Source organism: Pseudoalteromonas sp. 20-MNA-CIBAN-0454 (assembly GCF_040308685.1).
GTDB classification, from domain to species: domain Bacteria; phylum Pseudomonadota; class Gammaproteobacteria; order Enterobacterales; family Alteromonadaceae; genus Pseudoalteromonas; species Pseudoalteromonas nigrifaciens.
Map to the genome: position 1 here is coordinate 49102 of NZ_JBEOOB010000002.1, position 13856 is coordinate 62957.

The window sequence follows — 13856 nt, forward strand, 5'->3', positions numbered from 1 at the left end:
TTCCCTAGGATCACAACAGTACTATTAGCAAGAGTAGTAAAAAGAATATGAATTTAAAAAAATTATTAACATCAGCAGTTTTAAGTATTAGTTTATGCCAAAGCGCATTTGCAGCTCCGGTTGAAATCGACAAAGTTATTGGCATAGTCAACCAAGGAGTTATTTTAAAAAGTGAAGTGGACACCATAGTTAACCGTGTTAAAAAGCAAGCTGAAGAACAGAGTCAGGAGCTTCCTAAAGACGAAACATTACGTGTCCAGGCCGTAGAGCGATTAGTTAACCAAACACTCATGATGCAAATGGCTGAGCGTATGGGGTTAGAGATTTCAGACAGCCAACTAGATCAAACACTTGCAAGTATGGCTAAAGAGCAAGGCGGTAGCATTGCAGATTTACGTCGTACTATTGAGGGCTCGGGAGAAAGCTTTCAAGCATACCGTGAAGAAATTCGTAAAGAGATCACTACGCAACAAGTTATGCGCGCCAATGTTGATCGCCGTGTTTATGTAAGCGAGCAAGAAGTAGATAACTTACTAAAAATTATGGAAAGCCAAGGTCAAAACGCAGAAGAGTATGACATTGGCCATATTTTAATTGATATTCCTAGTGATGCTAGCGCCGATGAAATTGCGTCAGCTAAAACGCGCGCAGACAAAGTAATTGAATTACTTAATGACGAGCAAGAATTTAAACGCATTGCTATTTCATCATCAAGCGGCTCTCAAGCACTTGAAGGTGGACAACTAGGTTGGATGGGCATTAACGAAATGCCGTCGTTATTTGCTGAAGCCGTAAAAGGTAAAAAGCAAGGCGCTATTATTGGTCCGCTGCGCTCTGGTGCTGGTTTTCATATTATAAAAGTCCAAGATGTTCGTGGTCGTCAAGTTGTAGAAACAACTGAAACTCGCTCACGTCATATTTTAATCAAGCCATCTATTATTTTAAGTGAAGAAAAAGCACGTAGTATGCTTGCCGGTTTTGTAAAAGACTTACGCGCTGATAAAGCCGACTTTGCAAAACTTGCTAAAGAATACTCAGAAGATCCAGGCTCAGCCCTTAAAGGTGGTGAGTACGATTGGGCCGATCCAACTAGCTATGTTCCTGCCTTTAGAGATACTTTATTATCACTTAAGCAAAATGAAATTAGCGAACCATTTAGAAGCCAATTCGGTTGGCATATTGTGCAGTTACTCGATACCCGTGTAGCTGATAAAACCGAGCAAGCTAAACGCAACCGCGCCCATGGCATGCTATTTAATCGTAAATTTAAAGAAGAAAGCTTTAACTGGCAGCAAGAAATGCGCGAACAAGCCCATGTTGAAATTTTCCCAATAGACGAATAACTATGACATTACGTATCGCAATTACCCCTGGTGAGCCTGCGGGCATTGGTCCAGATTTACTGTTAAAACTTGCCCAACAAACTTGGGACGCACAGCTTGTTGCCATTGCCGACGCAAATATGCTTAAGCAACGTGCTAAACATTTAGGCTTAAGTATAAAGCTAATAGAGTTTGACCAGCATGCTGCAGCAACGCCTGCACCAGCAGGAAGCCTTTACCTACATCAAGTAGATGTAGCTGAGCCTGTAGAGCTAGGTGTGCTTAACGATGCTAATGGCCAATACGTATTAGACACTTTGCGTATTGCCAGTGAAAAAAACATGGATGGCACTTTTGCAGCAGTTGTTACCGGCCCTGTACATAAAGGTATTATTAATAAAGCCGGTATTTCGTTTAGTGGCCACACCGAGTATTTTGCACAACAGTCGAATACCGCAGATGTAGTAATGATGCTTGCTACGCAAGGCCTAAGAGTAGCGCTGGTAACGACGCATATTCCGCTTGCCTATGTATCGCGTGCTATTACAGAGGATCGGCTAATCAAAGTAGCGAGTATTTTAAACCACGACTTACAAACTAAGTTTGGTATAGAAAAGCCGCGTATTTTAGTCTGTGGTTTAAATCCTCATGCTGGTGAAGATGGCCATTTAGGCCGTGAAGAAATAGATACCATTATTCCAACACTTGAAATACTTAACAACCAAGGTATGAACCTGATTGGTCCACTCCCTGCCGACACTTTATTTCAAGATAAATACCTAAATGAAGCCGATGCCGTATTAGCTATGTATCACGATCAGGGGCTACCTGTGCTAAAATACAAGGGATTTGGTAACTCGGTAAATATTACCTTAGGTTTACCATTTATCCGCACCTCAGTAGATCATGGTACTGCTCTGGATTTGGCAGGCAAAGGTACTGCTGATGTTGGCAGTTTTGAATTAGCGATCCGCGAAGCAATTAAGCTCGCCCAAGAAAAAGCACAAAATCAATGACCGATAAAGTACATTTAGGACACCGCGCCCGTAAACGTTTTGGACAAAACTTTTTATTTGATGACATGATCATCGGTAAAATAGTGAGCGCAATCGATCCTAAACCAGAAGATAACCTAGTAGAGATTGGTCCAGGCCTTGGCGCAATTACTGAACCGGTAGCCGAATTAAGCGGCCATTTAACGGTTGTAGAATTAGATAAAGATTTGGCACAGCGTTTAATTGAACACCCATTTTTGGGACCTAAATTAACCGTAAACCAAGGCGATGCAATGACCTTTGATTTTGCAAGCTTGGTGAGAGATGACAAAAAACTAAAAGTGTTTGGTAACTTACCGTATAACATTTCGACTCCGTTATTATTTCATCTTTTTGAATTTGCAGACAATATTGAGCACATGCACTTTATGCTGCAAAAAGAAGTAGTAAAACGCATGGTTGCAGGCCCGGGGAGCAAAACCTTTGGTCGTTTAAGCGTAATGACTCAGTACTACTGTAATGCAATGCCGGTTATAGAAGTACCGCCTGAGTGCTTTAAACCTGCGCCTAAAGTTGATTCGGCGGTTATTCGCTTAATCCCTAAAAAGCCTGAACAACGCACTGCAAAAAGCGTGAAAATTTTAAATAACGTTTGCCTAGAAGCCTTTAACCAGCGTCGTAAAACACTACGCAATAGTTTAAGCAACTTACTAACTGCAGATGAGCTAACCAGCATTGGCATAGATGTTACTTTGCGTGCTGAGCGCTTATCGTTACAACAATTTATTGACATAGCAAATTGGATTTATGACAACAAGCAGTAATATTGGATCGCCTGTAAAGGTATCTGTTGAAACATTTTATGTAGAAGAGCAGTCGCAACCTGAACTAGAAAAGTTTGTATTTGCTTATTCTGTAACCATTAAAAACCACAGTTTGTGTAGCGCTAAATTACTGAGCCGTTATTGGTTAATTACCGATGCAAATGGCAAAGAAATTGAAGTGCAAGGCGAAGGTGTGGTCGGCGAAAATCCGGTTATAGCACCCGGCGAAAGTTATAAATATACCAGTGGGGCAATACTAGATACCCCTGTAGGTACTATGCAAGGGCATTATACGTTACGTAACGAGTTTGGCACTGAGTTTAAAGCGCCTATTAACGTGTTTCGTTTAGCCTGCCCTAACATACTGCACTAGTACACTATAAGCATGGCTGACTACGCAATAGGTGATTTGCAAGGCTGCTTTAACGAGTTTAACGCGTTACTCCAACGCGTTAACTTTAATCCAAGTAAAGATCATCTCTACTTGGTGGGCGATATAGTCGCTCGAGGCCCTGACTCACTAGCCTGTTTAGAGTACTTATACAAACACCAAAATAGCATTACAGTTACGCTAGGCAATCATGACTTACACCTGATTGCCTGCTATCTACTTAATAAACCACCCAACCCTAATGATAAATTAGCAGCTGTATTCAATAGCACTAAACTCCCCCACTATATTGCATTTTTACAAACTCAGCCTTTGGCACTTTACCTTAAGCAGTACAATAGCTTTATATCCCATGCTGGGCTCAACCCTGACTGGTCGATAGCACAAGCCTTACAACATGCTCAGTTTGCTCAGCATTGTTACAGCTCGCCTAAAGCGCATGACTTTTTTGCAAACATGTACCAACCTCACCCCATTAATAACCCTAATGAACTTAATAACTACGAAAAGTTTAGATACACAGTTAACTACTTTACCCGTATGCGATTTTTAACTGCCGATAACCAACTCGACTTAAGTGCAAAAGGGGAAGTAACAAGTGGCAATAACTTAACCCCTTGGTTTATGCATCCAGCAATAACAACGGCTAAACAAACGCTTATTTTTGGCCACTGGGCAGCATTAAATGGTAAAACACCTCATAATCATTTATTAGCCTTAGACACCGGATGTGTTTGGGGAGGTGCCATGACCTTAATAGAATTAAAAAGCAAACAAAAAACTGTAGAAAAATCACAACTTTCGTCTAAATAAACTGAAATAAAGTAATACATCTGTTAAGTTTAATGTCGCATGTTGAAACTTTGTAACTACAACCTGTTCACATTAAGTTGGCATTATATTTAGTAGCAAAAATAGCACTCCTATAATTAGAGCTACGCATGGCCATTGCTTAATTAAAAATAATCAACACAGATTAAACAATTAAAATTAACTTTAATTACTTAACTTATTGCAATACAAGCCGATAAGTTTTAACTGATATACTTTAGAATGGAAATCCGTATGAATTTAACAGTGAGCCAGCGTATTTGGGGTGGATTTATTTTCATCACTCTACTGCTTTTAATAATTGGCGGTAACTCTTTAATAAAAATAGCAAATATTGATCGCTCCACCCAAAAAGTAAATCAGTTGTCGCTGCCCGCTTTAAATAAAAGCGCTGAATTACAAGCCGAGTTTATTTTAATGAGCAAAGCTGCTCAAGCTAGTTTTTATACCTCTTCTGCAGAGCAACTAGAACCAATAAAAAACCAAGTGCTCGAACAAAAGCAGTTATTCAATACGCTGCATAGTGAATTACAAGAAGTGGTTAAAAACGATCCACTATTGAGTAAAAGTAGCCAACAAGTTGAAACAACCTATTTAAGTTTTTTAAGCACGGTAGAGGGCTTACTTGCCGACAAAGCTAAACAGCTAGCACTGAATAAAATGTTAAAAGCGCAACTAGAAAGCATAGAGCTTGCCGCCGAAGATGCAAACTCAATTGTACTCGATATTATTGATATAAACGGCTTAGAGCAAAGTAACCCACGCGCTTACCAGGCTGCTAATAATCTTGAAAACAATTTTATGTCTGTAGTAAGCAACAGTACCGACATGCTAACGGTTAAAACGCTTAATACCTTAGATATTGTAAAAAATGAGCAAGTATACTACTTCGAAGAAGTGACCCGCACCGTAGCGCTAATTAAACCAGCCATAGAGCAAAGCCATAGTGGTTTATACAATAGTCTAAAAGAATACGTAGACACGCTAGAGAGCAACATTGTAGGTAACAATAGCCTTGCTGCGAATAAAAAACGCTTAATCGATGCAATTAGCCTTACTGAACGTGAACTTGCAGAGTCTGAGCAAGCAACTAAAACAGCGCTAAATCAAATTGACGTACTTGTAAAACAAGCCAGCGATGTTGCTTTTTCATTGCAAAAAGGGGTGCGCAGCGACGTAGATTCTGCAAACTTGTGGACTTGGATAGGCATGATAATAGCCACCATAATTGCAATTATCGTGGCAGTCGTTACAGTTAATCGTATTACTAAACCACTGGCTGAAGTTAACCGCATTTTAGATATTGTAGCAAGTGGCGATATGACACAGCGCTTAGATGACAGTGCCAAAGATGAGTTTGGTGAGCTATCTAAAAGCTGTAACACCTTAATTGATAGCCTTCGCAGTTTAATTAAAGGCATTATTTCACGCTCAACTCAGCTTGCAGCTGCATCAGAGCAAACCTCAACAATTACTGGCGAATCAAGTAAAGCAATTCGTAATCAGCAAGCACAAGTTGAACAGGCAGCTACAGCAACAACAGAAATGAGTAGTACATCACAAACGGTAAGTAATAGCGCTCAACAGGCGTTACATGAGATTAAAAATGCCGATAAAGAAGCCGAGCGCGTTAAAGACATTTCAAATCAAAATAAAGCCACTATTGAGCAACTAGCTTACGAAGTTGATGAAGCGTCGAATGTTATTAATAAGCTCCACAAAGACAGCGCATCGATTGGCAGTATATTAGATGTGATTCGCGGTATTGCTGATCAAACAAACTTATTGGCATTAAATGCCGCGATTGAAGCAGCGCGTGCAGGTGAGTATGGCCGAGGCTTTGCTGTAGTAGCAGATGAAGTACGCTCCCTGGCAAGTAAAACACAAGAATCAACCCAAGAGATTCAATCTATGATTGAGTCACTACAAAGCGGTGCAGAAGCCGCTGTATCGGCTATGGAAAAAGGTAAACAACAAGCCGTGTCGTGTGTTAAGCAAAGCGATTTAGCAAGCAGCGCTCTCGACTCGATTACTTTAGCCGTATCGCAAGCGCATAACGTGAGTGAAGAAATATCAACGGCAGCGCAAGAGCAACAACAAGTATCACAAGAAATAAGTGAGCGCTTAGAGTCCATTGTTGCTATAGCCGAGCAAACCGCTGAGGGCGCAATACAAACGACCATATCAAGTTCAGAAGTAGCAAAACTAGCAGAAGAACTTAGGTTATCAGTAGAGAACTTTAAGGTTTAATTATTGCTATAAACATTTATAAAAAGGGGAAGTAATTTATTACTTCCCCTTTTTTTATTAGATTTTGCTTATTGCTTGATTACTCACGCTAATTTCTATTTGTTTGTTAAGCAAATTAATGAACAAAATACTGCGCATATCGCCATCAGGCTCTTTATAAATAGCGTCAATATTTTTAAATGACTCATTGTTTACACTCACCAAGTCACCGTTTTTAGGAACTTGCGATTCATGTGAGTGCGAACGCTCTGCTTTAAGCTGATTAATTAACTCAACGGGCACACGCTGATATGCAGCACCATAAGTTACAAAGCCACTTACTCCGCGGGTATTTTTTACCGCAAAAAAGTTACCATTCTCAGCTTCTAAACACACAAATACATAACCAGGAAATAAAGCAGACTGCTTAACAGTGCGGCGTCCTTTAACTAACTTTTCAGTAGTTAACTTTGGAAAAAATGACGCTATTCCTTGGTTTTTTAAATTAACCTGCGCACGCTCTTCTTGGCGAGGTTTACATACAACTAAATACCAACTTTCCATGGCAATTCCTACAGCCTGAGTTGAAGATAAGACAACCATAAACTAAATGAGCGCAGCATTATACTCCTATGCAAACCTTTATGTAAAATAGCCCCACAGTAAATAAGTACTCACTTAGAAAAAGTGATTTAATACGCTGATAATCAAACGAGTAGGTTTTAATTGAGGGGTAAGCGCTGATATATTACAGCTATTAGAAGCAAGCTCTAAGCTAAAGCTAAGGGCAATATTAAACAATTAAGCTATTATTTTACGTAAATCAAAAACAAAAAACCCAGCATAAGCTGGGTTTTTACATTCTAATAGAAAACTAAAATTACTTAATTTTTGCTTCTTTAAAAAGAACATGTTTACGAATCTTTGGATCAAACTTTTTGATTTCCATCTTCTCAGGCATGTTACGTTTGTTCTTGTCGGTAGTGTAGAAAAAACCAGTACCGGCAGTTGAAACTAAACGGATTTTATCGCGCATGATTCAGATCCTTAAACTTTTACGCCGCGAGCACGGATTTCTGTAAGAACCGTGTCGATGCCTTTTTTATCGATAATACGCATACCTTTAGTAGTAGTGCGTAATGTTACAAAACGTTTTTCACTTTCAACCCAAAAACGGTGTGTTTGTAGGTTAGGTAGGAAACGACGTTTAGTCGCGTTTCTCGCGTGTGAACGGTGATTACCAACCGCAGGACGCTTACCTGTAACTTGACATACTTTAGCCATGTCTATATATCTCCAATAACTTAGCTCGAGCTTAATTTTCCCTAAGGCCATGTAGTTGTGCCCTAGAGATAAATCGAAGGGCGCTCTTTATACAGCTTTTACAGGCGAAGATCAAATAACTGATCTCATCCAATCAGCTCATGTGCAAATTTGATAGCGGCTAATTATAAAGATCGAAAGCCCATAGGGAAAGTAAAAACTGCATTTAAATTAAACTAATTTGCCAAAACACACTAAACTGCTCGTTTTTAGTACTCTTCTGTAAAAGTAAAGCTAAATAAGACCTCGTTCAGCAAAAGAAACACAGGTTTCTCCTCCAACAATAATATGATCCAGCACATTTATATCTACCAATTGCAGTGCTTGTTGCAATTTATTAGTAATAAGTTTGTCGGCCTGACTCGGTTCGGCAATCCCGCTTGGGTGATTATGCGCAAAAATAACCGCTGCTGCATTATTTTTAAGTGCCGCTTTTACCACTTCTCGTGGATATACACTGGCAGAATTAATGGTGCCATAAAAAAGTATTTCATCTTTAATTAAGCGATTTTGACTATCAAGATACAGCACCATAAATACCTCCTGCTGCAAACCACGCATTTGCAAGGTTAAATAATCATATACAGCGTTTGGCGAGTTAAATATAGCATCGCGCTGGCAACGCTCCTGCATATAACGCTGGCTGAGCTCAAGCACCGCTTGCAACTGCACATACTTAGCTGTACCTAACCCTTTTTGCGCACAAAACTCTTCCATACTGGCATTAAATAAATTGTGTAGCGTTTTGTTTTCATTAAGTAAATGTTGGGCAAGCTCAATCACATTCATACCCGGCAAACCGGTGCGTAAAAATATGGCAAGCAATTCAGCATCACTGAGCGCTTTTGCGCCTTTTTCGATTAGCTTTTCGCGGGGACGCTGCGAATTAGGAAGTGAGGTTAGTTGCATTATTCATCCTTGATAAATCGGCTTATATATTAACTGTAATGCAAATTTGAAAATTAGCCTGTTATTTTCATCTTAAAAGCTTAGCTGTACGGGTCAAGATTTGTTATTTTAGCCCTAATATTAAATAAGGCTGATGGACAACCATGATTAATTTAACTAATAAAAAAATAGTGCTGGGAATTAGCGGCGGTATAGCGGCCTATAAATGCGCAGAACTGGTTAGACGCTTAAAAGAGCATGGTTGTAGTGTTAAAGTAGTTATGACTGAATCAGCAAAACATTTTATAACCCCCTTAACTATGCAAGCTGTGAGCGGTGAAATGGTTGCAGACTCCTTACTCGACCCTTCAGCAGAAGCTGCTATGGGCCATATTGAGTTTGCCAAGTGGGCCGATTTAATTTTAGTTGCCCCAGCCACCAGCAACATTATTGCTAAAATGGCGGCGGGCATTGCTGATGACTTACTCACTACCTTATTACTTGCAACTCCGGCTAAAGTCGCTATCGCACCGGCTATGAATCAGCAAATGTATGCTCACCCTGCTACACAAGCTAATTTAGCCACACTTAAGGCACGTAACGTGCTTATTTGGGGCCCAGGAAAGGGTGAGCAAGCTTGTGGCGATGTAGGCGCTGGGCGCATGCTAGAGCCTCATGAGCTAGTTGCTTTATGTATTGCAAAAGAGCAACCTCAGTTACTTGCAGGTAAAACCATTACCATAACCGCAGGCCCGACCCGAGAAGCCATTGACCCAGTACGTTTTATATCTAATCACAGCTCAGGTAAAATGGGCTACGCACTTGCTGAGGCCGCTTTATTACTTGGCGCTAAAGTTAATTTAATTTCAGGCCCGGTGACTATAAAAGCCCCTGCTGGCGTAAATTTGATCAACATAGAAAGCGCCGAGCAGCTATTAAACGAATCACTCAACTACGCACCGCGCTCAGATGCGTTTATTGGCTGCGCCGCTGTTGCCGACTACCGCGCAGCAACGGTTGCAGCACAAAAAATGAAAAAGCAAGGCGACGAGCTTACCCTTACTTTAGTTAAAAACCCGGATGTAATTGCACACGTAGCTAATTTACAGCAAAACCGCCCTTACACTGTTGGTTTTGCCGCAGAAACACAAAATGTAGCAAACTACGCAAAAGGCAAACTAAAAAATAAAAACCTGGATATGATTTGCGCTAACGATGTATCACAAAGTGATCTTGGGTTTAACGCTGACAATAATGCGCTAACCCTGTACTGGCATAATGAACAGCTTGAATTACCAACAAATAGCAAAACAGCAATTGCGCTAACAGTGATCCAACAGCTCGCTCAGAGAATATAAAAGAGCTGGAAACAAACTGAATAAAACATTAACATGCTAAACACGCGTTTACTTTTAAGAGTTTAAATTTGTTTAATTCTAAATATAAACGCGCCTTAAACATTTGAATCAAAATGACTAGCTCCTGCTAAAAGATAACTAATAAAAAAGGAATGTTCATGCCTGCGACAAAAAGAAGTAATCGCAAAGAGCAAATACTGCAAGCACTTGCACAAATGTTAGAAACCAGTCCCGGCCAGCGTATTACCACAGCAAAGCTAGCCGCTGAGGTTGGTGTATCGGAAGCAGCGTTGTATCGTCATTTTCCTAGTAAAGCACGTATGTTTGAGGGCTTAATAGAATTTATTGAAGACACGCTTTTATCTCGTATAAATCTTATTTTAGAAAACGAAAAAGAAAGCCAAGCCCGCGTTTATAATATTTTACATTTACTGCTAACGTTTGCTGAAAAGAACCCTGGTATTACCCGTATTTTAACCGGCGACGCATTGCAAGGTGAGCAAGAGCGGTTACGTGAACGAGTGCAAAGTTTCTTTGAAAAACTTGAGACCCAATTTAAACAAGTACTACGTGAGAGAAAGCTGCGTGAAGGTAAAAACTTTCAAAGTGACGAGCTAACCCTAGCCAACTTTTTACTTGCCTATGTTGAAGGTAAAATGAATCAGTTTGTACGCAGTAATTTTAGTACTAAGCCAAGCGCACAATTTGAAAAACAATGGCCGGAACTACAAAAAATTTGGTTATAAATTCCAAATTCAACACACGTAACCTTGTGAGCCACGCTTGCAAGGTTTTTAAATTTTCACCTTCAGCCTTTCAACTCTGCTTTACTACCACTTGTCGTATATACTCGAATTATAGACAAAACTCGTTACAATAAAATAACGCTAAAAAACGAGAACCTATAATGAAAACAAAGCTCACCCTTTTAAGCTCTGCGCTTATTGTCAGCGTAGCTAGCACCACAGTTTACGCTAAAGAGTCGCTACAATTTAACGATGTGTTTGATTTTAAATCAGCCAAAGCAACACAACTTTCTGAAGATGGCCGTATTTTATCGCTCAGTGCAACCCCGTATCGTGGTGATGCCACTGGCCAAGTTTACTCGCTAAGCGGTAATAGCTTAATTGCAGAAGTACCGCGTGGTACTAAGCCTGTTATTAATAAAGCTGCTAACTGGGTCGCATTTATCCAAGTACCCACGCTACTAGAACAAGAAACCACGAATAAAAAAGATGCTCTAAAAAACAACCTGGTACTAGTAAATACCCAAACAGGCGAGCAACAAAGTTTTAGTAATGTGAAAGACTATAAGTTATCAAACGATGGAACTTGGCTTGCCTATCGCTTAGATCAAAAAGCAGCTAAAGGCGATGATGAAAAAGCCGAGGATGAAAGTACCAGCACTCATGCTAATAAAAACGATAGCGCCATCACACCAGACAAAGAAGATAAAACCTATCCGCTGGTTATTGTAAATTTAAGCAATAAACGCAGCCACACAATTGCAGATGTATTTAACTACAGTGTTAGCGCAACTAACCAGCAACTATTAGTTAGCCAGAGTTACAGCGATGGTAACAACAATCAAATAGCACTGCTTAATTTAAATGACTTTGTAAGCAGCATACTCATAGATGAGCCTGGTGTTGTGGCCAATAAAATAGCCTGGCACCCGACTGAGGCAAGCGTAGTATTTACGTTAGGTAACTATGTTAACGACGACATGCGCCGTCGTAACTACAGCTTACAACTTTGGCAAAATGAGCAGCTAACAACGATTAACTCCCCCAACAAAGATTGGGGAATAGGTAAAACCGCCGCGTTAATATGGTCTGAAAATGGCGAGCGTTTATATTTTGAAAATCGCCCTAAACTAGCCGCTAAAGTAAAAGCTAAAGAGTATAGCGACGAAGCCTCACTATACGACTTTGACACTATACGAGAGCATAAAGGCTTAAAAGTATGGCATAACAACGACGCGCAAATAAAACCGCGTGAACAGCAGCAGTGGAACGAAAAAAACAAAAACCGCCATTACAGCGCGGTGTACCACATAAATTCGCAAAAAGTTACCCAGCTAAGTACTGTGAGCATGCCAGAGGTTGCGCTTAATCCGCAGCGCGATACATCACTGCTTGGTTATACTGATACCCCATACCTTGAGAAAATAATGTATGGCGGCTTTTTTGCTGACTACTTTGCTGTAAATATTAATACAGGTAAACACACTCCCATTGTTAGTAACTACCCGTTTAAACCAAGTTTGGCACCTAATGGCGAGTTTGCCGCCTACTTTAGCGATAACCATATACAGCTAAAAGATTTAAAAAATAATAAAGTCACTACGCTTACACGTGCAATTCAAGCTACTTTTGCTGATGACAAGCACGACTACCCTTCTGCCCAACCAGGTTATGGTTTTGCCGGTTGGAATCAAGATAGCAGCCAACTACTTGCTTACAGTAAGTACGATATTTGGGCGTTTGATGTAAATAGCCAGCAGGCAAAACGTTTAACTAATGGTAAACAAACCAATACTCAATATCGCGTTATTAAACTTGATAAAAGCCAAGTTGGCTTTAAAAAAGACGAAACATTGCTTATATCGGCTATTAACTTACAAACTAAGCAAAGTGAAATAGCCAAGCTTGATTTAACCACCAACACAGTAACTAAAGTGCTCAGTGGTAATAAACGTTTTGATTTAGTTAAAAAAGCAAAAAATGCCGATAAATACCTATTTACTGAGCAAGCGTATCATCAGTTTCCAGACTTTTATCAAACTGACTTTAGTTTCAGTGCTCCGCAACAAGTGACTACACTTAACCCACAAATAAGTAACTTTGCCTGGGGCGAAAAACCAGAACTCATAAGCTACAAAGGCTTTGATGGCGAAGACTTACAAGGCGTACTAATTAAACCTGCGGGTTACAAAAAAGGCGATAAAGTACCAGTAATGGTGTATTTTTACCGTTATATGAGCCAGCGCATGTACGACTTTCCTAAAATGGAATTAAACCACCGCCCTAACTTCCCTATGTTTACCTCAAACGGTTACGCGGTATTTTTACCCGACATTCGTTTTGAAATAGGCCACCCAGGTAAATCATCAACGCAAACCATGATCAACGCCACGCAAAAGCTCATTGATTTAGGCATTGCTGATAAAAATAAAATTGGTTTACAAGGTCATTCGTGGGCAGGCTATCAAAGTGCCTTTATGATCACTCAAACCGATATGTTTAAAGCGGTTGTATCGGGTGCTCCCGTGTCTAACATGACCAGCGCCTATAGTGGCATTCGTTTAAAATCGGGCTTAGCGCGTCAGTTTCAGTACGAAACAGGACAAAGCCGCATTGGTAAAAACCTTTTTGAAGCGCCAGAATTATACATAGAAAACTCACCGGTATTTTTTGCCGATAAAGTAAACACTCCTATTTTAATTATGTTTGGCGATAAAGACGACGCTGTACCTTGGCACGAAGGGGTACAATATTACTTAGCCCTGCGCCGTGCGGGTAAAGATGCCACTTTTTTACAGTATGAAGGCGAACCTCATCACTTGAAAAAGTTTCCTAATCAAGTCGATTTTTCGATTCGTATGATGCAGTACTTTGATCATTACTTAAAAGGCAAACCCGCCGCAAAGTGGATGAAAGAAGGCGAAGCATTTATACAAGAGTAAAAATAAA

13 protein-coding genes are annotated in these 13856 nt (G+C 40.1%); 9 read left to right on the plus strand and 4 right to left on the minus strand.

Annotated elements, in window-relative coordinates; genetic code table 11:
• Positions 1-47: 47 nt before the first annotated feature.
• From surA to AAEZ22_RS01290, 6 genes are all read left to right on the plus strand, one after another.
• Positions 48-1343: a peptidylprolyl isomerase SurA gene (gene surA / locus AAEZ22_RS01265; RefSeq protein WP_011329281.1), complete on the plus strand. Its 1296-nt coding sequence runs from the start codon at positions 48-50 to the stop codon at positions 1341-1343.
• A gap of 2 nt (positions 1344-1345) precedes the next feature.
• Positions 1346-2338, plus strand: a complete 993-nt coding sequence (pdxA, locus tag AAEZ22_RS01270) for a 4-hydroxythreonine-4-phosphate dehydrogenase PdxA (protein ID WP_011329282.1) — start codon at positions 1346-1348, stop codon at positions 2336-2338.
• Positions 2335-3141 carry a 16S rRNA (adenine(1518)-N(6)/adenine(1519)-N(6))-dimethyltransferase RsmA gene (rsmA, locus tag AAEZ22_RS01275; protein WP_011329283.1) on the plus strand — a complete coding sequence of 269 codons (807 nt, stop codon included), beginning with the start codon at positions 2335-2337 and terminating at the stop codon, positions 3139-3141. Before pdxA ends, rsmA begins: the two co-directional genes overlap by 4 nt.
• Entirely contained in the window at positions 3125-3514 is a 390-nt protein-coding gene (gene apaG / locus AAEZ22_RS01280) for a Co2+/Mg2+ efflux facilitator ApaG/CorD (protein ID WP_011329284.1), read from the plus strand. The genes rsmA and apaG overlap by 17 nt, the downstream gene beginning before the upstream one ends.
• Before the next feature lie 12 nt (positions 3515-3526).
• Positions 3527-4345: a symmetrical bis(5'-nucleosyl)-tetraphosphatase gene (locus tag AAEZ22_RS01285; RefSeq protein WP_011329285.1), complete on the plus strand. Its 819-nt coding sequence runs from the start codon at positions 3527-3529 to the stop codon at positions 4343-4345.
• Positions 4346-4597: 252 nt separating this feature from the next.
• On the plus strand, positions 4598-6613 hold the full coding sequence (locus AAEZ22_RS01290; protein ID WP_182676543.1) for a methyl-accepting chemotaxis protein: 2016 nt from the start codon (positions 4598-4600) through the stop codon (positions 6611-6613).
• Between the two features lie 57 nt (positions 6614-6670).
• Here AAEZ22_RS01290 and rfaH read toward each other — a convergent pair whose 3' ends face one another.
• The 4 genes from rfaH to radC all read right to left on the minus strand — a co-directional run bounded on the left by rfaH (position 6671) and on the right by radC (position 8824).
• The gene (gene rfaH, locus AAEZ22_RS01295; protein WP_011329287.1) at positions 6671-7156 is read right to left on the minus strand and encodes a transcription/translation regulatory transformer protein RfaH; all 486 of its coding nucleotides are present in this window, start codon (positions 7154-7156) and stop codon (positions 6671-6673) included.
• Between the two features lie 316 nt (positions 7157-7472).
• Positions 7473-7628: a 50S ribosomal protein L33 gene (gene rpmG, locus AAEZ22_RS01300; protein WP_004335545.1), complete on the minus strand. Its 156-nt coding sequence runs from the start codon at positions 7626-7628 to the stop codon at positions 7473-7475.
• Positions 7629-7639: 11 nt separating this feature from the next.
• Positions 7640-7876, minus strand: a complete 237-nt coding sequence (gene rpmB / locus AAEZ22_RS01305; RefSeq protein ID WP_041454777.1) for a 50S ribosomal protein L28 — start codon at positions 7874-7876, stop codon at positions 7640-7642.
• Positions 7877-8149: 273 nt separating this feature from the next.
• Entirely contained in the window at positions 8150-8824 is a 675-nt protein-coding gene (gene radC / locus AAEZ22_RS01310; RefSeq protein ID WP_011329290.1) for a RadC family protein, read from the minus strand.
• Positions 8825-8967: 143 nt separating this feature from the next.
• Here radC and coaBC point away from each other — a divergent pair, with 143 nt between their 5' ends.
• The 3 genes from coaBC (at position 8968) to AAEZ22_RS01325 (ending at position 13849) form a co-directional block, all read left to right on the plus strand.
• Positions 8968-10161: a bifunctional phosphopantothenoylcysteine decarboxylase/phosphopantothenate--cysteine ligase CoaBC gene (gene coaBC, locus AAEZ22_RS01315; RefSeq protein ID WP_086997701.1), complete on the plus strand. Its 1194-nt coding sequence runs from the start codon at positions 8968-8970 to the stop codon at positions 10159-10161.
• Positions 10162-10319: 158 nt separating this feature from the next.
• The gene (gene slmA, locus AAEZ22_RS01320) at positions 10320-10907 is read left to right on the plus strand and encodes a nucleoid occlusion factor SlmA (RefSeq protein ID WP_011329292.1); all 588 of its coding nucleotides are present in this window, start codon (positions 10320-10322) and stop codon (positions 10905-10907) included.
• Between the two features lie 161 nt (positions 10908-11068).
• Positions 11069-13849: an alpha/beta hydrolase family protein gene (locus tag AAEZ22_RS01325; RefSeq protein WP_352295850.1), complete on the plus strand. Its 2781-nt coding sequence runs from the start codon at positions 11069-11071 to the stop codon at positions 13847-13849.
• Positions 13850-13856 lie beyond the last annotated feature (7 nt).

Bases quoted from the DNA above. Each gene is read 5' to 3' on its own strand.
- rpmB (WP_041454777.1), bottom strand. From the start codon at position 7,876: ATGGCTAAAGTATGTCAAGTTACAGGTAAGCGTCCTGCGGTTGGTAAT.
- AAEZ22_RS01325 (WP_352295850.1), top strand. From the start codon at position 11,069: ATGAAAACAAAGCTCACCCTTTTAAGCTCTGCGCTTATTGTCAGCGTA.
- rpmG (WP_004335545.1), bottom strand. From the start codon at position 7,628: ATGCGCGATAAAATCCGTTTAGTTTCAACTGCCGGTACTGGTTTTTTC.
- radC (WP_011329290.1), bottom strand. From the start codon at position 8,824: ATGCAACTAACCTCACTTCCTAATTCGCAGCGTCCCCGCGAAAAGCTA.
- pdxA (WP_011329282.1), top strand. From the start codon at position 1,346: ATGACATTACGTATCGCAATTACCCCTGGTGAGCCTGCGGGCATTGGT.
- rfaH (WP_011329287.1), bottom strand. From the start codon at position 7,156: ATGGAAAGTTGGTATTTAGTTGTATGTAAACCTCGCCAAGAAGAGCGT.
- surA (WP_011329281.1), top strand. From the start codon at position 48: ATGAATTTAAAAAAATTATTAACATCAGCAGTTTTAAGTATTAGTTTA.
- slmA (WP_011329292.1), top strand. From the start codon at position 10,320: ATGCCTGCGACAAAAAGAAGTAATCGCAAAGAGCAAATACTGCAAGCA.
- rsmA (WP_011329283.1), top strand. From the start codon at position 2,335: ATGACCGATAAAGTACATTTAGGACACCGCGCCCGTAAACGTTTTGGA.
- coaBC (WP_086997701.1), top strand. From the start codon at position 8,968: ATGATTAATTTAACTAATAAAAAAATAGTGCTGGGAATTAGCGGCGGT.
- AAEZ22_RS01290 (WP_182676543.1), top strand. From the start codon at position 4,598: ATGAATTTAACAGTGAGCCAGCGTATTTGGGGTGGATTTATTTTCATC.
- AAEZ22_RS01285 (WP_011329285.1), top strand. From the start codon at position 3,527: ATGGCTGACTACGCAATAGGTGATTTGCAAGGCTGCTTTAACGAGTTT.
- apaG (WP_011329284.1), top strand. From the start codon at position 3,125: ATGACAACAAGCAGTAATATTGGATCGCCTGTAAAGGTATCTGTTGAA.